This is a genomic window from Streptomyces sp. H27-C3 (assembly GCF_030063415.1).
Taxonomy (GTDB): Bacteria; Actinomycetota; Actinomycetes; order Streptomycetales; family Streptomycetaceae; genus Streptomyces.
In genome coordinates this window covers 37,499-59,583 of record NZ_JASITA010000004.1, presented here as the reverse complement: position 1 = coordinate 59,583, position 22,085 = coordinate 37,499, and the positions used below count along the sequence as shown (strand labels likewise).

The 22,085-nt window shown below is 70.7% G+C and carries 16 protein-coding genes and 4 pseudogenes; 6 read left to right on the top strand and 14 right to left on the bottom strand.

What is annotated here, in order from left to right; genetic code table 11:
- The first annotated feature begins 181 nt into the window (after positions 1-181).
- Both QMK30_RS05070 and QMK30_RS05065 read left to right on the top strand, forming a co-directional pair.
- The gene (locus tag QMK30_RS05070; RefSeq protein WP_283515934.1) at positions 182-703 is read left to right on the top strand and encodes a universal stress protein; all 522 of its coding nucleotides are present in this window, start codon (positions 182-184) and stop codon (positions 701-703) included.
- Positions 704-875: 172 nt separating this feature from the next.
- Complete coding sequence (locus QMK30_RS05065; RefSeq protein ID WP_283515933.1) at positions 876-1,457, top strand: acetate uptake transporter; 582 nt, start codon at positions 876-878, stop codon at positions 1,455-1,457.
- A 124-nt stretch (positions 1,458-1,581) separates the two neighbouring features.
- On the opposite strand, the gene glmS is transcribed toward QMK30_RS05065, so the two are convergent.
- From glmS to QMK30_RS05050, 3 genes and pseudogenes are all read right to left on the bottom strand, one after another.
- On the bottom strand, positions 1,582-3,399 hold the full coding sequence (gene glmS, locus QMK30_RS05060) for a glutamine--fructose-6-phosphate transaminase (isomerizing) (protein ID WP_283515932.1): 1,818 nt from the start codon (positions 3,397-3,399) through the stop codon (positions 1,582-1,584).
- A gap of 55 nt (positions 3,400-3,454) precedes the next feature.
- Positions 3,455-3,739, bottom strand: coding sequence for a hypothetical protein (locus tag QMK30_RS05055; RefSeq protein ID WP_283515931.1), 285 nt, complete (start codon positions 3,737-3,739; stop codon positions 3,455-3,457).
- 75 nt (positions 3,740-3,814) lie between these two features.
- Positions 3,815-4,381 (bottom strand): annotated as a pseudogene (locus QMK30_RS05050) (DUF4429 domain-containing protein).
- Positions 4,382-4,558: 177 nt separating this feature from the next.
- On the opposite strand from QMK30_RS05050, the gene QMK30_RS05045 reads away from it, so the two are divergent.
- Complete coding sequence (locus QMK30_RS05045) at positions 4,559-6,133, top strand: beta-N-acetylhexosaminidase (RefSeq protein WP_283515930.1); 1,575 nt, start codon at positions 4,559-4,561, stop codon at positions 6,131-6,133.
- 55 nt (positions 6,134-6,188) lie between these two features.
- Here the strand turns inward: QMK30_RS05045 and QMK30_RS05040 are convergent, their stop codons facing one another.
- The 7 genes and pseudogenes from QMK30_RS05040 to QMK30_RS05010 form a co-directional block, all read right to left on the bottom strand.
- The gene (locus QMK30_RS05040) at positions 6,189-6,746 is read right to left on the bottom strand and encodes a GNAT family N-acetyltransferase (protein ID WP_283515929.1); all 558 of its coding nucleotides are present in this window, start codon (positions 6,744-6,746) and stop codon (positions 6,189-6,191) included.
- Entirely contained in the window at positions 6,743-8,500 is a 1,758-nt protein-coding gene (locus QMK30_RS05035) for an IucA/IucC family protein (RefSeq protein WP_283515928.1), read from the bottom strand. The genes QMK30_RS05040 and QMK30_RS05035 overlap by 4 nt, the downstream gene beginning before the upstream one ends.
- A gap of 47 nt (positions 8,501-8,547) precedes the next feature.
- Complete coding sequence (locus QMK30_RS05030) at positions 8,548-9,969, bottom strand: lysine N(6)-hydroxylase/L-ornithine N(5)-oxygenase family protein (RefSeq protein WP_283515927.1); 1,422 nt, start codon at positions 9,967-9,969, stop codon at positions 8,548-8,550.
- Positions 9,966-11,534 carry a pyridoxal phosphate-dependent decarboxylase family protein gene (locus QMK30_RS05025; RefSeq protein ID WP_502963063.1) on the bottom strand — a complete coding sequence of 523 codons (1,569 nt, stop codon included), beginning with the start codon at positions 11,532-11,534 and terminating at the stop codon, positions 9,966-9,968. The genes QMK30_RS05030 and QMK30_RS05025 overlap by 4 nt, the downstream gene beginning before the upstream one ends.
- Positions 11,518-11,693: pseudogene (locus QMK30_RS05020) on the bottom strand (pyridoxal-dependent decarboxylase); the annotation flags it as partial. The pseudogene QMK30_RS05020 and the gene QMK30_RS05025, both read right to left, overlap by 17 nt.
- 20 nt (positions 11,694-11,713) lie before the next feature.
- Positions 11,714-11,989, bottom strand: a pseudogene (locus tag QMK30_RS05015) (siderophore-interacting protein); the annotation flags it as partial.
- A gap of 49 nt (positions 11,990-12,038) precedes the next feature.
- Positions 12,039-13,076: an ABC transporter substrate-binding protein gene (locus tag QMK30_RS05010; RefSeq protein WP_283515926.1), complete on the bottom strand. Its 1,038-nt coding sequence runs from the start codon at positions 13,074-13,076 to the stop codon at positions 12,039-12,041.
- Positions 13,077-13,469: 393 nt separating this feature from the next.
- On the opposite strand from QMK30_RS05010, the gene QMK30_RS05005 reads away from it, so the two are divergent.
- The 3 genes from QMK30_RS05005 to QMK30_RS04995 are packed head-to-tail and all read left to right on the top strand — an operon-like array spanning position 13,470 to position 15,947.
- A complete protein-coding gene (locus QMK30_RS05005; RefSeq protein WP_283515925.1) occupies positions 13,470-14,303 on the top strand; it encodes a transporter substrate-binding domain-containing protein in 834 nt (277 codons plus the stop codon).
- Positions 14,304-14,341: 38 nt separating this feature from the next.
- Positions 14,342-15,130, top strand: a complete 789-nt coding sequence (locus tag QMK30_RS05000; protein ID WP_283516106.1) for an amino acid ABC transporter permease — start codon at positions 14,342-14,344, stop codon at positions 15,128-15,130.
- 7 nt (positions 15,131-15,137) lie between these two features.
- Entirely contained in the window at positions 15,138-15,947 is an 810-nt protein-coding gene (locus tag QMK30_RS04995) for an amino acid ABC transporter ATP-binding protein (protein ID WP_283515924.1), read from the top strand.
- A 250-nt stretch (positions 15,948-16,197) separates the two neighbouring features.
- Here QMK30_RS04995 and QMK30_RS04990 read toward each other — a convergent pair whose 3' ends face one another.
- The 4 genes and pseudogenes from QMK30_RS04990 to QMK30_RS04975 all read right to left on the bottom strand — a co-directional run bounded on the left by QMK30_RS04990 (position 16,198) and on the right by QMK30_RS04975 (position 22,059).
- A complete protein-coding gene (locus tag QMK30_RS04990; RefSeq protein WP_283515923.1) occupies positions 16,198-17,358 on the bottom strand; it encodes an acyl-CoA dehydrogenase family protein in 1,161 nt (386 codons plus the stop codon).
- A 6-nt stretch (positions 17,359-17,364) separates the two neighbouring features.
- Positions 17,365-18,294: a hydroxymethylglutaryl-CoA lyase gene (locus tag QMK30_RS04985; RefSeq protein ID WP_283515922.1), complete on the bottom strand. Its 930-nt coding sequence runs from the start codon at positions 18,292-18,294 to the stop codon at positions 17,365-17,367.
- Positions 18,295-18,440: 146 nt separating this feature from the next.
- Positions 18,441-20,429: pseudogene (locus QMK30_RS04980) on the bottom strand (acetyl/propionyl/methylcrotonyl-CoA carboxylase subunit alpha); the annotation flags it as partial.
- Positions 20,430-20,442: 13 nt separating this feature from the next.
- The gene (locus tag QMK30_RS04975; protein WP_283515921.1) at positions 20,443-22,059 is read right to left on the bottom strand and encodes a carboxyl transferase domain-containing protein; all 1,617 of its coding nucleotides are present in this window, start codon (positions 22,057-22,059) and stop codon (positions 20,443-20,445) included.
- Between the last annotated feature and the right edge of the window lie 26 nt (positions 22,060-22,085).

The following is a 22,085-nucleotide window of genomic DNA, read 5'->3' as shown; positions in this document are numbered from 1 at the left end:
CTCGGGCATGCTCCCTGAAACGCCGCGTGAAGGGCGGCAGGCTCTGGGCAGGAGAGGAGTGTGGCCGTATCCTCAGGGGTAGGGCATGGGGAAGATGATTCCCGGACACAGCTCCACCACCTCTAGCCACTCCCTCCCTCAGTAAGCGACTCATCCCCAGAGGATCTTCGCCGAGACACCGATGGCCGGTCACGAAATCCCAGAACCCGCAGACCGCAAGCAGGTCGCCGATCCCCTGGACGACCTCCGCGCGGCGGAACAGACGCGCCATTCCTGCGACCCCGTTTTCCAGCACGGTGTCGTCGTCGGCTTCGACGGCTCGACATCCAGTGAGCGGGCGCTCGCGTATGCGATCGGCATGGCCAGGCGGCTCGGTTCCGGCCTGATCATCGTCCATGTCGCCAACCGGCTGCCGACCACGGTCTGGGCGGGCTGTGAGCCGCCGGTCTTCGTCGACGTACCGGATCACCGCACCGAGGTGCTCGGTCTTGAGCTCGCCTGCGCGGACTATCTGGCCGAGGTGCCGTGGATCCTCGTCGAGCGGGGCGGCGACATCTGCCACGAGCTCGAAGAGGTCGGCAAGGAGTACTCGGCCGACGGCATCGTGGTCGGCTCCACGCACGGCATCGTGGGCCGCATCTTCGGCTCGGTGGCCGGCCGCCTCGCGCGCCGCGCGCAGCGCCCGGTCATCGTGATCCCGTAACCCCTTCGCGGGCCCGCTGCCCGGACGCCCTCACCCCCAGGTGGGAGGGCGTGGTCCGGTGTGCGAATGGGGATGAACCTACTCGCGCGTAGGGGGGGGATTGTGTGCTTGTGAAGGGTAAATAACGGGCGCAGAGCAGTACACGCACCAGGCACAGCGAAGGGAGCCCGCCGTGGACACCAACGACGTCTCTGCGGGAAGCACCACCACCGTCCTCGGACATCTCGCACTCGGACTGACTCTGCTGGCCTTCGGTATCGGCCACACCGAGGTCATCGACGGCGTGACGGCGGCGGACGCCGTCCCGTTCGGCCTCTTCGTCGGCGGCATCGCGCTCTTCGTCGCCGGACTGTTCGAGTTCCGCGCGGGCAGCGCCTTCACCGGTACGGCCTTCGCCGGGCTCGCCGCCTTCTGGTTCACCTGGGGCGTGGGGGTGGACGCGGGCGGCGCGGCCGTCTCGGCCGAAGCCGCGGGTCTCTTCCTGCTCCTGTGGGCCCTGCTCGCCCTGAGCCTCACCCTCGGCGCCGCGGGCAGCGGGCTGCTCACGCAGGGCATGTACGGCCTGCTCTGCGTCTCGCTCCTGCTTCTGGGCATCGCGCAGTTCGCCGACAGCGGCGGTCTCGCGAAGGCCGCGGGCTGGGTGGCCGTGGTGGCCGGAGCCGCGTCCTGGTACGCGGCGACGGCGGCCCTCGCCCACTGGCCGAAGGCCCTGCCTGGCCACGCTCGCGGCCACCGGATGACGGCCATCGGATGACCGCGGGCGGCTGACAGCCACACGTCGGCGTTGGGCACGCCGGCACGCGAAAGGGCGGTCTCCGTGCCCATGGTGGCGCGCACGGAGACCGCCCTTGCGTGCGGTTGAGGTGACCGCCCTGCGACTATTCGACCGTGACGGACTTGGCGAGGTTGCGGGGCTTGTCGATGTCCCGGCCCATGGCCAGAGCCGTGTGGTACGCGAACAGCTGGAGCGGGATGCCCAGCAGGATCGGGTCCAGCTCGGTCTCGTTCTTCGGCACCACAATGGTGTGGTCGGCCTTTTCCTGCTCGCGGTGCGCGACCGCCAGGATCCGGCCGCTGCGGGCCTTGATCTCCTCCAGCGCCGCCCGGTTCTTCTCCAGTAGATCGTCGTCGGGGACGATCGCGACCGTCGGCAGCGCGGGCTCGATCAGCGCGAGCGGGCCGTGCTTGAGCTCCGAGGCCGGGTACGCCTCGGCGTGGATGTAGGAGATCTCCTTCAGCTTCAGGGAGGCCTCCAGCGCCACCGGGTAACCGCGGACCCGGCCGATGAACATCATCGACTGGGCGCCCGCGTACTCCTCGGCGAGCTTCTTGATCTCTGCCTCGCCCTCCAGGATCTCGGCAATCTGGTCGGGCAGCTTGCGCAGGCCCGCGATGAGCCGCTTGCCGTCGGCGACGGACAGGTCGCGGATACGGCCCAGGTGCAGGGCGAGGAGGGCGAAGGCGACCACCGTGTTGGTGAAGCACTTGGTGGAGACGACGCAGACCTCGGGGCCGGCGTGCACGTACATGCCGCCGTCGGCCTCCCGGGCGATGGCGGAACCGACCACGTTGACCACACCGAGGACGCGGGCGCCCTTGCGCTTGAGCTCCTGCACGGCGGCCAGTACGTCGTACGTCTCACCGGACTGGGAGACCGCGACATAGAGGGTGTCGGGGTCGACGACCGGATTGCGGTAGCGGAACTCGGAGGCGGGCTCGGCGTCGGCGGGGATGCGCGCCAGCTCCTCGATCAGCTGGGCGCCGATCATGCCCGCGTGGTACGAGGTGCCGCAGCCGAGGATCTTCACCCGGCGGATGCCGCGCGCCTCGCGGGCGTCCAGGTTCAGGCCGCCCAGGTGCACGGTGGAGAAGCGGTCGTCGATGCGGCCGCGCAGCACGCGGTCCACGGCCTCGGCCTGCTCGGAGATCTCCTTGTGCATGTACGTGTCGTGGCCGCCCATGTCGTACGACTCGGCCTCCCATTCCACGGTGGTCGGCGTGGCCGTCGTACGCGAACCCTCGGTCGTGTAAGTGCGGAAGTCGTCGGCCTTGAGGGTCGCCATTTCGCCGTCCTCAAGGGTGACGATCTGGCGCGTGTGGGAAACGAGCGCCGCGATGTCGGAGGCGACGAACATTTCCTTCTCGCCGATTCCGAGAACGACCGGCGAACCGTTGCGCGCGACGACGATGCGGTCGGAGAAGTCGGCGTGCATGACGGCGAGACCGTACGTGCCCTCGACGTGCCGCAGTGCCTCGCGGACCTTCTCCTCCAGCGTCTCGGCCTCGGAGCGCGCGATGAGGTGGACGAGGACCTCGGTGTCGGTCTCGGAGAGGAACTCGATGCCGTCGGCGATCAGCTTGGCGCGCAGCTCGGTGGCGTTGTCGATGATGCCGTTGTGGACGACGGCGACCTTGCCCTCGGTGTCCAGGTGCGGGTGCGCGTTCTCGTCGCTCGGGACGCCGTGGGTGGCCCAGCGGGTGTGCGCGATGCCGGTGGTGCCGGCGAAGCGCTTGGGGACGCGGGACTCCAGGTCGCGGACGCGGCCCTTGGCCTTGACCATCCGCAGGCCGGCGGCCTTGGGGCTGGTGATCACGATGCCCGCGGAGTCGTAGCCCCGGTACTCCAGCCGCTGCAGGCCTTCGAGCAGCAGGGGAGCGACGTCACGCTTGCCGATGTAACCGACGATTCCGCACATAAAGTATTGCCTCCGAGGTTTGCCTGTGGGTGCCCGGCCGTCGCGCGGCCGTGGCTCAGCCGTAGACGAGGCGGCGCAACTGTCGGAGCGAGAGCTCCGGTGGCGCCACCGCGCGGTGCGGCAGCTCGGCCGCGATCCGCTCGAAGATCTCCGTGTTCACCAGGCCGCCGGACTGCAGTTCACGGTGGCGGCGGCGGACGAATTCCTCGGTCGTCTCGTCGAAGTACGCCAGTACGTCCAACACCACCCGGGCGGCCTCACCGCGCGGGAGCGCGGTGCTGCGCACCAGGTGATCGGTGAGGTCGTCGTGCGACGAGCTGGACGGTCGGCGTTCGAGCATCCGTCGATACTGCTGTTCTGGAGAGACTTTAGCAAGAATCCTGCCCGCAATCGGGCAGGATCGTGCCGTACTGGCTCAGAGGCGCTTCAGAACGGCCTGTTTGGCCGTGCTGAACTCCTCGTCGGTGAGGAGCCCGCCCTGATGCACGCAGCTCCCCGAGCTCACGCAGCCTGCGCAGCAGCGCGTCATGGTCGTCGCCGGCGACCTGCGCCGCGGGGTCGGCCTTCGTCAGGGCCGGCGGTGTCGCGTCCGGGACCTCGGCCGGCGGGTGCGGCTTGCGCACGGTCGACCGGGTCGGCGGGCACCTGCTCGATCAGCAGCGCGTTGCGCACCTCGTCGACGAAGTACGCGGCCACCCCCGTGCGGTCCTGCTCCAGGGCGAGGCGACAGGGGTCGGCGCTGTCCGGAAGCCGGCCGTCGGCCGCCGGCGGCAGCGGGCACGCGCCCTCACGCGGCCGTAGTCTCCAGTCCGCCGCCCTTGCGGCCCGGTTCGAAGGCGATGCCCGCCAAGGCCGCCAGCGGGACAGCGAGTTCGCCCAGGGCCTGCCGTACGGGATGCACCCGGTTGCCCCGGCCCGGCACGATGCGCACCGTGTCGCCGTCGACGGTCCATGTTCCGTCCTTCTGGATGATTTCCGCCATGCGGGGATTCTCGCACCGGAGACCGGGGATCCTCCCTCCTGAGGGCGAGAAGTGGTCTACACCCTTGACCCGAAGTGGGGCGCACGGTACCCATGGTGACCGTTCGCCTGCATCACGCCACAGCTGCGCTGCCCCTTGAAGGGACCGCTTGTGAGACACCGCAGATCGATTCCCCGCATGCTCGCGCCGCTGCTGCTCGTTGTCGCGGCCGGCGCCACGAGCGTCGCGGCCGTCCCCGCCGCTGCCCAACCAGCGGCGAAGCCAAGACCGTTGGGCCAAGTGGTCCCCGCGCCCGCCTCCGTTTCCGAGGGCGGGCCTTCGTATGCCCTCTCGGACAAGACCCGGATCAGAGTCGGTGACTCGCACGAGGCGCACCGGATCGGCTCCTATCTGGCGGACGTCCTGCGTCCGTCCACCGGATACGCGCTGCCGGTCACCAACCGGGACGCCAAGGACGGCATCCGCCTGCGGCTCAGCTCCGAAGGCTCGTTGGGCGCGGAGGGCTACCGGCTGCAGTCCGGGCGGTACGGGGTCACCATCACCGCTGGCAAGGCCGCCGGACTCTTCCACGGCGTCCAGACGCTCCGTCAGCTGCTGCCCGCGGCGGTCGAGAAGGACACCAGGCAGCGGGGGCCGTGGAAGGTGGTCGGCGGCGCCATCAAGGATGTGCCGCGCTATGGCTACCGGGGCGCGATGCTCGACGTATCGCGGCACTTCTTCACGGTGGAGCAGGTCAAGCGCTACATCGACCAGATGGCCCTCTACAAGATCAATAAGCTGCATCTGCATCTGTCCGACGACCAGGGCTGGCGGATCGCCATCGACTCCTGGCCGCGGCTCGCGACGTACGGCGGCTCGACGCAGGTGGGCGGTGGCCCCGGCGGCTACTACTCGAAGGCCGATTACAAGGAGATCGTGCGGTACGCGTCCTCGCGCTTCCTGGAGGTCGTCCCCGAGATCGACCTGCCGGGTCACACCAACGCCGCGCTCGCCTCGTACGCCGAGCTGAACTGCGACGGGATCGCGCCGCCGCTCTACACGGGCACGGAAGTGGGCTTCAGCTCGCTCTGCGCGGCGAAGGCCGTCACGTACAGGTTCCTGGACGACGTGGTGCGGGAGCTCGCCGCGCTGACGCCGGGCAGGTACATCCACATCGGTGGCGACGAGGCGCACTCCACCAGCCATGAGGACTACGTGACCTTCATGGACAAGGCGCAGGCCATCGTCGGCAAGTACGGCAAGAAGGTCATGGGCTGGCACCAGCTGGCCGGCGCCAGGCCGGTCGAGGACGCCGTCGCCCAGTACTGGGGTTACGACGGAACCTCGGCGGCGGAGAAGACGAAGGTCGTCGACGCGGCGAAGAAGGGCACCAAGCTGGTGCTCTCACCGGCCGACCGGGCGTACCTCGACATGAAGTACAACAAGGACACGCCGCTGGGCCTGAGTTGGGCGGGCCTCGTCGAGGTGCGGCGGTCCTACGACTGGAACCCGCAGACGTATCTCCCCGGTGTGCCGGACGGTTCCGTCCTCGGGGTCGAGGCGCCGCTGTGGTCGGAGACCATCTCGACCAACGACCACATCGAGTTCATGGCGTTCCCGCGGCTGCCCGGCATCGCCGAGCTCGGCTGGTCGCCCGCGTCGACGCACGACTGGGACGCGTACAAGGTGCGGCTGGGGGCGCAGGGTCCTCGGATGGCCGCGCTCGGCATCGACTTCTACCGGTCGACACAGGTGCCCTGGGCCGAGCGCTGAGCTGAGCGGGGGCGGGCCGGGGACGCCCTGCGGGGCTGTTCCCCGGCCCGGCCCGTCACGCGGGGCGCTCGCGGACCATGAGCGCGGCCCGCTTGTCGGACAGGTCGATCTCCCGCACCTTGCGGAAACCGGCCCGCTCGAAGACCCGCACCGAACGCACATTGCGTACGTCCGGCTCGGCCACCACCCGCTGCGCGTCCGGCAGGCTCGTCAGCTGCCAGTGGGAGACCGCACGCAGCAGGTCGACGCCGAGCCCACGGCCTCGGACGTCCGAGGGGCCGAGCAGCAGATGCACGCCCGCGTCGTGCGGCAGAGCGTCGTAGCGGCCGGTCAGCAGGGGGTCGAGATCCGCGCGGTACAGCTCCCAGTAGCTCATCGGTGTGCCGTCGAGGCAGCCGATGTACGGCGTGGAGTAGCTGCTGGCTAGCTGCCCGCGCAGATACTCCCCGATCTTCTCCGCAGGCTCGGCCGTCTCCCAGAAGCGGGCGACCTGCGGGTCGTTCATCCAGGCGTGCACCGTCGCCAGGTCGGCGTCGGGGTCGACGGCCCGCAGGGTGAAAATCCCGTCCTCCAGGTCGGCCAGGGTCAACGGGAGGTTCTGAGTAGGGGTCACTGGTGTACCTCCGCAAGGGGGTTGACTATATCGACGTAGACCGACTGGGCCTCCAACGGGCCCGTCAGCTCATCCAGGCCCCGCACCCGCGTCAGCAGATTCGCCTTGCAGCTCAGGGTGGGCGAGGTGCGCAGGACGTCGGCGAGCCCGAGCCGGTCGCCGTGCTCCGCGGCGAGTGTGCCGAGCGCCGCGTCGGCGCGCCGCAGCAGGGCCCGCTCGTCGGCGAGACCCTCGGACCCCAGGGCGCCGACGAGACCGAGCAGGTTGTTGATGCCGATGTAGTAGACGAGCCGCTCGTCGATGACCTCGTCGGCGACGTACGTACCCAGATCGCGGCCCACGTCGGGGACCCAGGGGTAGAGCGCGGCGGAGCGGGTGGGCGAGAAGTAGTAGCCCTGGTTGTCGCGGTAGCGGCCGCCCACCGGCATGCCCTCGTCGTCGAGCACGACCAGGGTGTTCTGCTGGTGCGCCTCCAGGCCGAGGCCGTACCTCGCGTACAGCCACAGCACCGGGGTGACGACCGCCTCCAGGTAGCGGGAGAACCACTCCTCGGCCACCTCGGCGACCGGGCGGCCGGTGCGCACCGCGACCGTGTGCACGAGGTCCGCGAGCCGGGAGCGGCCCGCAGGCAGATCGGGGCGCACCGACACAAGTCCCGCCATGCAGAAGGCGGTTGTGCTGTCGGCGCCGCCGGGGAACGGGTTGTCGCGTACGACGACGTCCAGGCCGGTGGATGAGCCGTCGGCGGCGTCGACCCCGATCCACGCGGGATCGCGCACGATCTCGAAGCCCGGGTACGCACCGCGCAGCGCCGCACCGAGGCCCGCGGTGAGCAGCCGGTCGATCGCGGTACCGCGCTCCAGCTCGATCCGCATGTTCTCGCGGCGGGAGTTGGTGATGCGCAGGCCGAGCGAGAACTTCAGCATCACTGGTGCGTCGGCCCGGTACACGGTCCGTACCGAGGAGGTCGGTGACCAGGCGGGTCCCGCCGGGCCCAGGTCGTGCAGCAGCCCCGTGTCGAGCAGCGCCCGCACACCGGGGCGGCTGAGGACGTCCTTGGCCTGCCAGGGGTGTGCGGGCACCAGGACGGTTCCTTCGGGCGTGGTCGGATCCCCGGCTAGCTCGGCCATCAGGTCCTGCGCGCTGCGGCCGAGTGCCGAGTCGGCGCTGACGACGGACGGGTCGGCGGCGAACCAGTGCAGCGCGAAGGAACCGCGCAACTCGGGCGAGTACGAACGTAGTTCGGCATCGGAGATGCCCTCGCGGCTCTTGGGCGTCGGGTGCAGGGGATGGCCGCAGATCAGCGCCTGCTCGCCGGCCAGGAAGGGTGTGGTGCCCTCCGGGTCCTGCGGGGTGTCGGCGCGGGCCCGTACGAAGGCGGCGACGCGGCGGGTGGAGTCGCTGACGCGGCCGGTCAGGTCGGCGACGGCGGCGGGGTCGGCGGCCGCCGTCTCGACGGCGATGAGCGCGGCGAGTGCGGGGGCGGCGAGCGGGGTGCCGACTCCGGCGACACGGGCCTGGCCGAAACGGTGCCAGCCGACGGCCGACCAGTACGCGACCGGGACTTCGACAGCGGTGCCGGTGGCGGGCAGGTCCAGCCGCAGGACGTCACCCGCGGGTCGCGGCACGCCGGTCTCGCGCACCCAGCAGCGCAGCAGGCTCTCGGCAGCGGCGGAATCGGCGATCGAGTCCGCGGCCGGCCGGCCCATGGGCTGCGGAACAGTCGGATGCCGGTGGTTCAGCGGCGGGCTCATGACGGGTCTCTTTCTGCTGGAAAGCCGGTAGTTGACGGTGACAAGCCCTACCTGGTGTGCAGTCCCTCGCTCCGGGACGCGCCGTCCGCCGCGCGGCGGACGGCCGACGCGGCGGAAGTCGCCGTGGCGCCGCCCAGGCCGAAGCTGGTGAAGGCGGTACGCGAAGGAAGCGCGTAGGCGCCGCCCCCGGTCACGGCGTTGAGGACGACGGCCGAGCGCCAGGCGGCCAGGCCCAGGTCCGGGGCGCCGACCCCGTGGGTGTGCCGCTCCGCATTCTGCACGAACACCGATCCGCCCACCTTCTCGTCGAGAACGAGCCGGTGGTCCGCGTCGATGTCGGGCCGTCCCGCCTCGTCCCGTGACAGGTACGGCAGCAGCGGCTCGATCACCCCTTCCACCGGACGCTCGGCGTAACCGGTCGCCAGCACCACCGCGTCCGTCATCAGCCGCGCCTCGGTCTCCTGCTGGGCGTGGCTCACGCTCAGCTCGATCCGGCCGTCCGCGGCGCGCCGCGCGGAGCGCACGGCCACCCCGGGGGTGAGCGCGGCGTCGGGCCACCGGCCGCCCAGCGTGCGCCGGTACAGCTCGTCGTGGATCTCCCCGAGCGTGTCGCCGCTGACGCCCTTGTACAGCTGCCACTGCTGCGGCAGCAGCCGGTCGCGCACCGGCTCGGACAGGCCGTGGAAGTAGCGCGTGTAGTCCGGCGTGAACTGCTCCAGGCCCAGCTTGCTGTACTCCATCGGCGCGAACGCCGGGGTCCGCGTCAGCCAGGTCAGCCCCTCACTGCCCTCGGGCCGGTGGCGCAGCAGATCCAGGAACACCTCGGCGCCCGACTGTCCGGAGCCGATCACGGTGACATGGTCGGCGGCCAGCAACTGCGCGCGCCGGTCCAGGTATTCGGCGGAGTGCCAGACCGGGGCGGACGAGTCGTGGGTGAGGGCCCGCAACGGCTCCGGGATCTTCGGCGCCGTACCGACACCGAGCACCAGGTTGCGCGCGAAGTAGCGGCCGACGCCCTCGGCGCCGCCGTCCGCGTCGAGGCGGGTGAAGTCCACCTCGAACGCCTCGCGCCCGGCGTCCCAGCGGACCGTGTCCACCTGGTGGCCGAAGCGGCAGGACGGCAGCTGCTCACTGGCCCAGCGGCAGTACGCGTCGTACTCCGCGCGGTCCAGGTGGAAGCGCTCGGCGAAGTAGAAGGGGAAGAGCCGCTCCCGGATCCGTATGTAGTTCAGGAACGACCACGGGCTGGTCGGGTCCACCAGGCTCACCAGGTCTGCCAGGAAAGGGACTTGGAGGGTGGCGCCCCCGATGAGTAGTCCCGGGTGCCAGTGGAAGGCGGTGTGCTGCTCCAGAAACGCGGTGCTCAGCTCCGGTACGCCGTCGGCGAGCGCGGCCAGCGACAGGTTGAAGGGTCCGATGCCCACACCGAGCAGGTCGAGAATCTCTTCTTCGGCGATCGGGGCGTTCATCCGGTGGCTCCAGGGATGTGGGGGGAGTGTGCGCGGTCCGCCGCGCAGTCGGCGACCAGCTTGAGCAGCCCGGTGAGGTCAGCGGGGTGGAACGCCGGGTGCAGCAGCGTGGCCTTCAGCCACAACTTCCGCTGTCCGTCGCTGTCGACGGCCACCGCACGACCGAGGACCGCCCGGCCCTCTTCGAGCAGCCGGCGCCGAATGGCCGCGACGAGCTCGTCGCCCGCGGCGGCCGGCAGCCGGTCGGCTGCGACCGGGCGGAACAGCACGGTGCTGATGCCCAGGGGGCCGGGGCGCAACCGCAGTTCGGGCCGCGCGGCGATCGCCGATGCGAGTCCCTGCGCCGTGTCGACACAGTGCTCGACCAGCGCGCCCAGGCCCTCACGTCCCAGGGCCCGCAGGGTCACCGCGATCTTCAGGGCGTCGGGGCGTCGCGAGGTGCGGATGGAGCGGCCGAGAAGGTCGGGCAGCCCTGCCTCGGTGTCGTCGTCGGCGTTCAAGTAGGCGGCCTGGAAGCCGAGATGCTCCAGAGTGCGGGTGTCGTGGACGGCGAGCAGCCCGGCCGCGACCGGCTGCCAGCCCAGCTTGTGCAGGTCGAAGGTGACGGAGACCGCGGACTCGATGCCCACCAGGCGCGGCGCGAGCCGGTCGCTGAACAGCAGCGGCCCGCCGTACGCGGCGTCCACATGCAACTCGGCGTCGTGCGCGGCGGCGATCCTCGCGATCTCGGGCAGCGGGTCGATCAGACCCTCGTCGGTGGTGCCCGCGGTGGCCACCACCAGGATCGGCGCCCCCTCGTACTCCGTGAGCACCAGCTCCAGCGCCTCGGGCGCGATGCGCCCGCCCCGGCACGCGACGGTGGCGGGGGTCGGCAGCCCCAGCATCCAGGCGGCCCGCTGCACGCTGTGGTGCGCGTTGGTCCCGCACACCACCTGCACCGTGCGCTCTCCGACGGCCCGCGCCCGCTCCCTGGCCAGCAGCAGCGCCACCAGGTTGGACTCGGTGCCGCCGCTGGTGATCAGCGCGTCGGGCCGCGGCAGCCCGGGGTAGACGAGCGCGGCGAGCGCGCCGGTGACCTCGTCCTCGATGACCCCGGCGGCGGGTGCCTGGTCCCAGGAGTCCATGGACGGGTTGAGCGCGGACGCGGCCAGGTCGGCGGCGGCGGCGACCGCCAGCGGCGGGCAGTGCAGATGGGCGACGCAGTACGGGTCGGCGGGATCGGCGGCGCCCTTGGTCACGGCCTTGACGAGGGTACGGAGCGCCTCCTCGGCGCCGGTGCCCCGCGCGGGCAGCGCGGGCGAGCAGACGGCCCGTACCTCGGCGGCGACGGTGTCGGGCCCGCCGGCCGGCAGTGGCCCGCCCCGCTCCGCGGCGCCCTCGGTGAGCGCGTCGATCACGACGCCGGTCAACTCCCGCAGAACCGCGGGGCCGTGGGCGCCGCCCGCGACGGCGGACGGGCCGCAGCGGGGCTTCGGCTCTGTGAACGCGCCATCACGGTAACCGTGTTGGCCGGGGGCGCCGGGGTGACCGATTCCGTCGAGTGGCGCGTCAGCAGGCGTGGTCAAGAGAGTCTCCCGGGTACTGCTCGGCATGGCCGGCGATCAGGTCCAGGACGGCCACGAGGTCCGTGGACGTCGGCTCGCAATCGGGCAGGGCGAACTTCGCGTGCTGAGCTTCAAATACTGACGCCCACCGGCCTTCGCCCCGGCCACTACGGCCTCACCGACGTGAACAGGTCTCCTGCTTATGCTTCCTCGGCCTGTTCCCTCAGTTGCTCCTCGCTGAGCCCCCGCCGCCAGTACCCGACGAACGTGACGCGCCTGCGGTCGAATGCGCGCTCCGCACGAGATGGCGGCGCAGCGCCCGTACGCAGGAGGCCTCGCCGGCGATCCAGGCGTACGGCGCCCCCTCGGGCAGCCCGCCCGGCAGTCCGGGCCGCGGGTACCGCGCCGATGGCCTCCAGCGCGGCGGGCGCCGCCTCGTCCCGTACCAGCCAGGTGATGTCGGCGGCTGTCGCAGTCATGTGGGGCCTCCTGGTCAGGGGGGGGGCGGCGGGTCGGTGCGCGGGATCAGCCGGTCTTCTTGGCCGTCTCGACGGCCTTGGCGAGGTCCTCGAGGATCACGGCGCACTTGTCGTAGGAGAAAATCGGCTCCGTGGTGCGCGGAATGACCTGCCCGGCCTTGACGGCGGGCAGCCCGGTCCAGGTCGGCTTGTCCTTGAGCGCCGCGGGCTGCAGGGCCGAGGTGCGGTTGTCCATCATGATGATGTCGGCCTTGTACTTGCCGAGGTTCTCCCAGCTGAGCCCCTCGAAGAAGCCCGCCGAGTCCACCTTCGGCTTGACGAACTTCACGCCCAGTTCCTCGAAGTAGAGCGTGTCGGCGGACGTCTTCGCGAGGGAGACGTAGAAGAGGTCCTGGCTGGCCGAGCCGACCAGGACGGTGATCTCGGGCCGGGACTTGGCGGCCTGCCGCAGCCGCGCGGAGGCCTTCTCGAAGCGGGCCTTGGCGTCGGTGACCTTCTTGGCCTTCAGGTCCGCGCCGAGGGACTCGGCGAGGTCCGCGTGGCGCTGGATCGCCTTGGGCATGTTCGTCTGCGAGACCCACAGGGCGACGCTCGGAGCCACCGCGTAGATCTTCTTCGCGGACTGCTCGGGGACGTACCAGAGCACGTCCTTCTCCCACATCGCGCTGACCAGGAGATCGGGGTTGAGCGCGGCGTACTTCTCGACGTTGAACTCGCCGAAGGTGTTGCCGATGATCTCGACCTTGGAGATGTCGAGGTCGCCCGCCTGCACGTCGGCCTTGCCGTCCTTGGTCCGGGTCGGGCCGAAGACGCCCTTGACCGCGACGCCGTAGTCGTGGAGGGCGGCGGCGGTGCCGGTGAAAGCGACGATGCTCGTCGGGGTGTTCTTGGCCTTGACCGTCTTGCCGCGGTCGTCCTTGAAGGACCAGGGGCCGGACTTCTTGGCGCTCGCGCCCTCGCCCTCACTCTTCGCCGAGGTCTCTCCGCAGGCGGTCAGTGCGGCGCCGATGCCGATGGCGCCGCCCGCGGCGAGGAGGCCGCGGCGGGAGAGGCGGGGGAGGTGAGAAGCTCGGGCTCGGGGCATGGCGCTGTCTGCTTTCGTAGGTGCGGCGAGATCCACCACGGGGGCAAGTTCGAAGGTAGGTTAGCCTAACCTCACGCACCTCGGCGGGGTGGTGTCCTGATGAGCCCCGGGCGACGATCTCGCCGCAGCGACGCCCGGCGAGGACCGTGCACGCGGTCACGCCCGCACCCGCCCGCGGCGCGCGGTGGCGGGTCCCGTTCGTGTGGCTTCTGCCGATACGCGGTGGTGCCGTGAGAGCCGTGAGCCGGGCATGCGCAAACCCTGGCCAGAGGCGAGTGTTTCGCGGACAAAAACAAGTGGTGGACTTTCTTCTGCCGCTCCGACAGTGTGTGGACACTTGATCGCGAATCAATGGGGATCCGCGGGTCCGACCCTCCTGTGCAAGGGGAATTCATGAGCCCGTCCCGCCGCCTGCCCTTCCGCCGCACCGCGACGGTGTGTGCCGCCGCCTCGCTGGCCCTGACGCTCGGTGCGTGCAGCAGCAGCGACGACGGCGCCACCGTGAAGGGTGCGAAACTGGTCAAGGCAGGCCAGATCACCACCTGTACGCACCTCCCGTACGCGCCCTTCCAGTCGGAGAGGGACGGCAAGGTCGTCGGCTTCGATGTGTCCATGATCGACTTGGTCGCCAAGGATCTCGGCGTCAAGCAGGAGATCGTCGACAAGTCCTTCGAGACGATCAAGACCGGCGCCGACCTCAATGCCAACGTCTGCGACGTCGCCGCGGCCGGTATGACGATCACCGAGGAGCGCAAGCAGAACCTCGCCTTCTCCACGCCCTACTTCGAGGCCACCCAGGCCCTGCTGGCCCGCAAGGGCATCAAGGCGTCGACGGTCGAGGACATCACCAAGCAGAAACTGAAGCTCGGTTCGCAGTCCTCCACCACCGGTGAGGACTTCGCCCACAAGCACGGCGCCGACCCGCAGTCCTTCGAAAGCTCCGACGCCGAGCTCAACGGGCTGCGCACCGGGCAGGTCGATGTCATCGTGCAGGACTACCCGGTCGTGCAGAACTGGCTCAAGGACCCCGCCACCGCGGCGAAGTACGAGATCGTCGGCAACCTCGACACCGGTGAGCAGTACGGCTTCGCGGTCCGCAAGGAGGGCAACGCCAAGCTCGTCGAACTGATCGACAAGGCCATCAAGAAGGCCAAGGCGGACGGCACGTACAAGAAGCTGTACGAGCAGTGGATCGGCCCGATGCCGAAGGGTGCCGACGCCCAGTGACGACCCTGACCCCCGAGAAGCCGACGGTGCGGAAGCGGATGTCACCGCGCCGCCGCCGCCGGATCTCGCGCGGCGTGCAGTACGCCGTCTTCGCGGTCATCGTGGTGGTCGTGGGGGCGCTGGCCGACTGGACCGTGCTCCAGGAGCAGTTCCTGGACCCGTCCGTCGCCAAGGAGCTCTTCCCCGACATCATCACGGTCGCCCTGCTCAACACCGTGGTGTACACGCTGACCGGCTTCGGCGTGGGTCTGGTCCTGGGGCTCGTCGTCGCGTTGATGCGGCTCTCGTCCGTGGCGCCGTACCGCTGGATCGCCATGGCGTACATCGAGTTCTTCCGAGGCCTGCCCGCCCTGCTGATCTTCATCTTCGTCGGCGTGGGCGTCCCGCTCGCCTTCCCCGGAGTGTCGTTCCCCGGCGGCGCGTACGGACAGGTCGCCGTCGCCCTCGGCCTGGTCGCCGCCGCCTACATGGCCGAGACGATCAGGGCGGGCATCCAGGCCGTCCCGCGCGGACAGCTGGAGGCGGCCCGCACCCTGGGCATGTCGCACGCCACCGCGATGCGCTCGATCGTGATCCCGCAGGCCTTCCGGGTCATCGTGCCGCCGCTCACCAACGAACTGGTCCTGCTCTTCAAGGACTCCTCGCTGGTGCTCTTCCTCGGAGTCACGCTCCAGCAGCGCGAACTCACCAAGTTCGGCCGCGACCTGGCCAGTACGACGGCCAACACCACCCCCATCTTCGTAGCGGGTCTGTGCTATCTGCTGGTCACCATCCCGCTCGGCTATCTCGTACGGCGCCTAGAGGCCCGTCACGCAAAGGCGAGGTGATCGCGTCATGACCGAGGCGATCGAGATCCAGGGCCTGCACAAGTCGTTCGGCGACCTCGAAGTGCTGCGCGGCATCGACTTCACCGTGCGGAGCGGCGAGGTGGTCTGCGTCATCGGCCCCTCGGGATCCGGCAAGTCGACCCTGCTGCGCTGCGTGAACCTGCTGGAGGAGCCCACCGCCGGCACGGTGACCGTCGGCGGCGTCGACCTCACCGACCCGGACGTCGACCTCGACGCGGTACGCCGCCGGATCGGCATGGTCTTCCAGCAGTTCAACCTCTTCCCGCACCTGAACGTCCTGGAGAACCTCACCATCGCCCAGCGCAGGGTGCTCGGACGCGACAAGGCCGAGGCGGGCCGCGTAGCGCGGGAGAACCTTGCCAAGGTCGGCCTCGCGGACCGTGAGGAGAGCTTCCCCGCACAGCTCTCGGGCGGCCAGCAGCAGCGCGTCGCCATCGCACGGGCGCTGTCGATGGGCCCCGAGCTGATGCTCTTCGACGAGCCGACCAGCGCACTCGACCCCGAGCTGGTGGGCGATGTGCTGGGTGTCATGCGCAAGCTCGCCGACGAGGGCATGACGATGCTGGTCGTCACGCACGAGATGGGCTTCGCGCGCGATGTCGCGGACCGGGTGGTCTTCATGGACGAGGGCAGCGTCGTCGAGGAGGGCACGCCGGAGGAGGTCCTGGGCCGGCCGAAGCATGTGCGCACACAGGCCTTCCTGGCGCGGGTGCTCCACCCGGATGTGGCTGCGGTGATCGATGTGGCTGCGGCGGCAGATGCGCCGACCGCACCCGACGTGGCCGCGGGGGCCTGACGCGCCGCTGTGAGCGTGCCAGACGCGGGGTGCGGGGTTTGATGGCGCCGGGGCGGTGGGCTGACGGGGCTGCGGGGAGCCGGGCGGCGCTGCGTCCGGCTCCCCGCCTTGGCGCCCGGGCTCGGCCCGGCCCGACGCGCGGGCGCGGCCCCGAGGCGGCCCTGGAGGGGGCGCCGCCCCGGCTTGGACGCGGCGCCCGGACCAGGGGCCGAGCCAGGCTCCGGCGCTCCGGGTCCGTACGACCGTGGCGTCAGCCCGTCATGCCCAACTCGCGGGCGATCAGCATCCGCTGGACCTCGCTCGTGCCCTCGCCGATCTCCAGGATCTTGGAGTCCCGCCACATCCTGGCCACCGGGTACTCGTTCATGAAGCCGTACCCGCCGTGGATCTGAGTGGCCTCACGCGCGTTGTCGACGGCGATCGTGGAGGAGTAGAGCTTCGCGATCGCCGCTTCCTTCTTGAAGGGCTCACCGGCGACCAGGCGCGACGCCGCGTCGCGCCAGCCGATGCGGGCCATGTGGGCGCGCATCTCCATGTCGGCGATCTTGAACTGGATGGCCTGGTTCGAGCCGATGGGCCGGCCGAAGGTGTGCCGCTCCTTGGCGTACGACACCGACTCGTCCACACAGCCCTGCGCGAGGCCCGTCGCGAGTGCCGAGATGGCGACCCGGCCCTCGTCGAGGATGCGCAAGAACTGGGCGTAACCGCGGCCCTCTTCGCCGAGCAGGTTCGCGGCGGGGACCCGCACGTCGGAGAAGGACAGCTCGCGGGTGTCCGACGCGTTCCACCCGACCTTCGAGTACGGCGCGGCGACCGTGAAGCCCGGGGTGCCGGACGGGACGATGATCGCGGAGATGAGGGGCTTGCCGTCGGGCTTGCGGCCGGTGACCGCGGTGACCGTGACCAGGCCGGTGATGTCGGTGCCCGAGTTGGTGATGAAGCACTTGGAGCCGTTGATCACCCACTCGTCGCCGTCGCGCACCGCGGTCGTCCTGGTGCCTCCCGCGTCCGATCCGCAGTCCGGCTCGGTCAGCCCGAACGCGCCCAGCATTTCGCCGGAGCACATGCGGGGGAGCCACTCGCGCTTCTGCTCCTCCGTGCCGAAGCGGAACACCGGCATCGCGCCGAGCGAGACGCCCGCTTCGAGGGTGATCGCCACCGACGAGTCGACGCGGGCCAGCTCTTCGAGAGCGATGCCCAGGGCGAGATAGTCGCCGCCCATGCCGCCGTACTCCTCGGGGAAGGGCAGCCCGAACAGGCCCATCCGGCCCATCTCTTGGACGATCTCGTACGGGAATTCATGGCGTTCGTAGAGGTCGCCGATCTTGGGGGCGACGACATCGTGCGCGAACGCCTCCACGGTGCGGCGGAGTTCCTCGTGCTCGGCGGAGAGCCGGTGGTCGAGCGGCATTGCTGCTTACTCCTTGGGGGAGAGGGCGCGGACAGTGCGGGAGGGGCTGGGGCGGCCCAGCCGTTCGGCCATCCACACGCTGGTGGCGGTGAGCAGGCCGAGATCGACCCCGGTTTCGACACCGAGGCCCTGGAGCATCCATACGAGGTCTTCGGTGGCGAGGTTCCCGGTAGCGCTCTTCGCGTACGGGCAGCCGCCGAGGCCGCCCGCCGACGCGTCCACGGTGCTGACGCCGTGCTGGAGGGCGGCGAGGGTGTTGGAGAGGGCCTGCCCGTAGGTGTCGTGGAAGTGGACCCCGATGGCGGTGGTGGGCACGCCCGCCTCGTTGAGGGCGGCGAGCAGGGCCCGGACGTGGCCGGGGGTGGCCACACCGATCGTGTCGCCCAGGCTCAGCTCGTCGCAGCCGAGGTCTACGAGGGCCTTCGCGACCCTGACCACCTGGGGGACCGGGACCGGGCCCTCCCACGGGTCGCCGAAGCACATGGAGAGATAGCCGCGGACCTGGACCTTGTCCGCGCGGGCCCGCGCGACGACCGGCTCGAACATGGCGAGCGACTCGTCCACGGTCCGGTTGAGATTGCGGCTCGCGAAGGTCTCGGTCGCACTGCCGAACACGGCGATGCGGCGCGCGCCCAGGGCGAGGGCGCGGTCCAGGCCGCGTTCGTTCGGTACGAGCACGGGGAGCTCGATGTCGAGGCCGGCCAGCATCGGGAACAGCTGCTCGGCGTCGGCGAGTTGGGGCACCCACTTGGGGTGCACGAAGCTGGTCGCCTCGACGGTGGTGAGTCCGGCTGCTGCGAGCCGGTGGATGAACTCGGCCTTCACGTCGGTGGGCACGACCGTCTTCTCGTTCTGCAGCCCGTCGCGCGGGCCCACCTCGTGAATACGGACCCGGGGCGGCAGGTCGTCCACCGGGACGACCATGGGCAGCGTCATTTCTCCTCCTCGGTCGGTACGACGGGGGCTGCGACGGCCGCTGCGACGGTGGGTGCGGCGGTCGCTTCGGCCGACGTGGCCGGGGTGCCCGAGGCGGTCGCTTCGCCCGGTTCGCCCGGTTCGGCCGCTGGGGTGCCAGGCCTGGCAGATGCCTTCGAGGCCCCTGATTCCGCCGTTCCTGCCGATTCCGCCGATTCTGCCGGGGCGACCACCGCCAGGACCTGATCCATGGCGACCGTGGAGCCGGGCCGCACATCGAGCTCGGTGACCGTGCCGGCGTGCGGGGCCGAGATGACGTGCTCCATCTTCATCGCCTCGACGACGAGCAGGCTCTGCCCGGCCTCGACCCGGTCCCCGACGGCGACCTTCACCACGGTCACGGTCCCCGGCATCGGCGCGGCCAGCGTGTCGGCGCCGCCCCGCGCGGCGCCGCTGAGCGTGGCCTCCACCGGGTCGTGGTCCACGACGTTCCAACTGTCCCCGTCCCGGCCCAGCCAGCTGCCCGCCCGCCGGAAGGTGTGCACGACGCCGCCCACCGTGACGGTCACCCGGCGCTCGGACACCTGGGCGTTGCTGCCGGCCGCCGTCCGGTGCTCGACGGGGTCGAATCCGGCCACGCGCAGCCAGTGCCTGACGGGCGCGGGTGTGCCGCCGAGCCGCCAGCCGCTCGGTACGTCGAAGGGGTCGGTCCAGCCACCGGCGTCCTCCCGGGCCATCTGCCGCAGGCCGAAGTCCCGTACGGCGGAAGCCGCTTCGTACACCTCGGGCGGTACGCCGTCCGGGATCAGGCTGTCCACGTCGCGCTCCACCAGGCCCGTGTCCAGGTCGCCGGTGACGACGTCGGGGTGGGCCAGCAGACGGCGCAAGAAGCCCGCGTTGGTCGGGACGCCGAGGGTGACGGTGTCCGCCAGCGCCGCCCGCAGCTTGCGCAGCGCGGTCGCACGGTCGGCGCCGTACGCGATGACCTTCGACAGCATCGGGTCGTAGAGGCTGCCGATCTCGGTGCCTTCGGCGAGGCCCGAGTCCGTCCGTACGCCGTCGCCCTGCGGCTCGTGCAGGGAAAGCACCGTGCCGCCGGACGGGAGGAAGCCCCGGGACGGGTCTTCCGCGCAGATGCGGGCCTCGATGGCGTGGCCGGTGAGCGTGATGTCCTTCTGGGCGAAGGGCAGTTCCTCGCCGGCCGCGACGCGCAGCTGCCACTCGACGAGGTCGATGCCGGTGATCAGCTCCGTCACCGGGTGTTCGACCTGGAGGCGGGTGTTCATCTCCATGAAGAAGTACGAGGAGGGGTCGGTCCCCGGCACGATGAACTCCACCGTGCCCGCGCCCCGGTAGCCGCAACTGCGCGCGGCCTGGACCGCCGCCTCGCCCATCGACGCACGGGTGGCCTCGTCGAGGAAGACCGAGGGGGCCTCCTCCACCACCTTCTGGTGCCTGCGCTGCAGCGAGCATTCGCGCTCACCGAGGTGGATCACATTGCCGTGGCCGTCGGCGAGGACCTGGATCTCGATGTGCCTGGGGCGGTCGATCCACCGCTCCACCAGCAGCGTGTCGTCCCCGAAGGACGCCCGCGCCTCTCGTCTCGCCGCCGCGATCTCCTCGGCCAGCGCGGACTCGACGCGGGTCAGACGCATGCCCTTGCCGCCGCCGCCCGCCGAGGGCTTCAGCAGCACGGGCATGCCGATCTCACGTGCCGCGGTGGCCAGTTGGTCGTCGGTCAGGCCGCTGCCCGAAGAACCCGGCACCACCGGCACACCTGCCGCCCGCACCGTCTCCTTGGCGCGGATCTTGTCGCCCATGAGGGAGATGGCGGAGGGCGGCGGGCCGATGAAGGCGAGCCCGGCGTCCGCACAGGCCTGCGCGAAGGCAGCGTTCTCGGCGAGGAAGCCGTAGCCCGGGTGGACGGCCTGGGCGCCGCTGAGGGCAGCCGCGGCCAGCAGCCGGTCCGCCGACAGATAGCTCTCGGACGCGGCCGCGGGACCGATCCGTACCGCCGTGTCCGCCTCCCGGACATGCCGGGCGTCTGCGTCCGCGTCGCTGAAGACGGCCACTGAGCGCACGCCGAGCTCGCGCAGCGTACGGATGACGCGAACCGCGATCTCGCCACGATTGGCGACCAGCACTGTGTCGAACATGGTCATCGGTCACTCACATCCGGAAGATGCCGAAAGCGGACTCATTCAGGGGGGCGTTGGCGCACGCCGTCAGGGCCAGACCCAGCACCTGCCGGGTCTCCAACGGGTCGATCACCCCGTCGTCCCACAGCCGCGCTGTCGCGTAATAGGCGTTCCCCTGGGTCTCGTACTGCTCGCGGACCGGGTCCTTGAAGGCCTCCTCGGCCTCCCCAGGCCATTCCTCGCCGCGCCCCTCGATCTGGTCGCGCTTGACGGTGGCCAGCACGGACGCGGCCTGCTCGCCGCCCATCACCGAGATCTTCGCGTTGGGCCACATCCAGAGGAAGCGCGGTGAGTACGCCCGGCCGCACATCGAGTAGTTCCCCGCGCCGTAGGAACCGCCGACGACGACCGTCAGCTTCGGCACGCGTGTGCAAGCCACCGCCGTCACCATCTTGGCGCCGTGCTTGGCGATGCCACCCGCCTCGTAGTCCCGGCCGACCATGAAGCCGGAGATGTTCTGCAGGAAGACGAGAGGGATGCCGCGCTGGTCGCACAGCTCGATGAAGTGCGCGCCCTTCTGGGCGGATTCGGAGAACAGGATGCCGTTGTTGCCGATGATGCCGACCGGGTGGCCGTGGATCCGGGCGAATCCGGTGACCAGGGTCTGCCCGTACTCCGCCTTGAACTCCTGGAACCGTGAGCCGTCGACCGTCCTGGCGATGACTTCCCGCACGTCGTACGGGGTGCGGGAGTCCACCGGCACCGCGCCGTACAGCCCGGCCGGATCGACCTTGGGCTCTTCGACGGACTCGACCGACCACGGCAGCGGACCGCGCTTCGGCAGCGTCGCGACGATGTTGCGCACGATGCGCAGGGCGTGTGCGTCGTCCTCCGCGAGGTGGTCGGTGACGCCGGAGGTCCGGGAGTGCACCTCGCCGCCGCCCAGTTCCTCCGCGGTGACGACCTCGCCGGTCGCGGCCTTCACCAGCGGCGGGCCGCCGAGGAAGATCGTGCCCTGATTCCGCACGATCACGGCCTCGTCGCTCATCGCGGGGACGTACGCCCCGCCCGCCGTGCAGGACCCGAGCACCGCGGCGATCTGCGGGATGCCCGCGCCGGACATCCGGGCCTGGTTGTAGAAGATCCGCCCGAAGTGCTCACGGTCCGGGAAGACCTCATCCTGCATGGGCAGGAAGGCGCCGCCGGAGTCCACCAGGTACAGGCACGGCAGCCGGTTCTCCAACGCCACCTCCTGGGCCCGCAGATGCTTTTTGACCGTCATCGGGTAGTACGTACCGCCCTTGACGGTGGCGTCGTTGGCGACGATGACGCACTCGCGGCCGCTGACCCGCCCGATCCCGGCGATCACACCGGCGGCCGGGGCCGCCCCGCCGTACATCCCCTCGGCGGCCAGCGGGGCCAGCTCCAGGAAGGGCGATCCTGGGTCGAGCAGCGTGTCCACCCGGTCGCGGGGCAGCAGCTTGCCGCGGGCGGTGTGCCGGGCGCGTGCCTTCTCACCGCCGCCGAGCCAGGCCGCGGACAGCCGCCCGCGCAGCTCGTCCACCAGCTTCCGATGGGCCGCCTCATTGGCCCGCCATGCCTCGGTCGCCGGATCGGCGGTGCTGGAAAGCACCGGTGCCTGCCGCATCTCGTCGAGCCCCCTTGCCCGGTCGG

Coding starts and splice junctions, on each gene's coding strand:
- QMK30_RS05005 (WP_283515925.1), top strand. CDS start 13,470: ATGAGCCCGTCCCGCCGCCTGCCCTTCCGCCGCACCGCGACGGTGTGT.
- QMK30_RS05045 (WP_283515930.1), top strand. CDS start 4,559: ATGCTCGCGCCGCTGCTGCTCGTTGTCGCGGCCGGCGCCACGAGCGTC.
- QMK30_RS04995 (WP_283515924.1), top strand. CDS start 15,138: ATGACCGAGGCGATCGAGATCCAGGGCCTGCACAAGTCGTTCGGCGAC.
- QMK30_RS05070 (WP_283515934.1), top strand. CDS start 182: ATGGCCGGTCACGAAATCCCAGAACCCGCAGACCGCAAGCAGGTCGCC.
- QMK30_RS05035 (WP_283515928.1), bottom strand. CDS start 8,500: ATGAGCCCGCCGCTGAACCACCGGCATCCGACTGTTCCGCAGCCCATG.
- QMK30_RS04975 (WP_283515921.1), bottom strand. CDS start 22,059: ATGCGGCAGGCACCGGTGCTTTCCAGCACCGCCGATCCGGCGACCGAG.
- QMK30_RS05055 (WP_283515931.1), bottom strand. CDS start 3,739: ATGCTCGAACGCCGACCGTCCAGCTCGTCGCACGACGACCTCACCGAT.
- QMK30_RS05030 (WP_283515927.1), bottom strand. CDS start 9,969: ATGAACGCCCCGATCGCCGAAGAAGAGATTCTCGACCTGCTCGGTGTG.
- QMK30_RS04985 (WP_283515922.1), bottom strand. CDS start 18,294: ATGACGCTGCCCATGGTCGTCCCGGTGGACGACCTGCCGCCCCGGGTC.
- QMK30_RS05000 (WP_283516106.1), top strand. CDS start 14,342: ATGTCACCGCGCCGCCGCCGCCGGATCTCGCGCGGCGTGCAGTACGCC.
- QMK30_RS05010 (WP_283515926.1), bottom strand. CDS start 13,076: ATGCCCCGAGCCCGAGCTTCTCACCTCCCCCGCCTCTCCCGCCGCGGC.
- QMK30_RS04990 (WP_283515923.1), bottom strand. CDS start 17,358: ATGCCGCTCGACCACCGGCTCTCCGCCGAGCACGAGGAACTCCGCCGC.
- glmS (WP_283515932.1), bottom strand. CDS start 3,399: ATGTGCGGAATCGTCGGTTACATCGGCAAGCGTGACGTCGCTCCCCTG.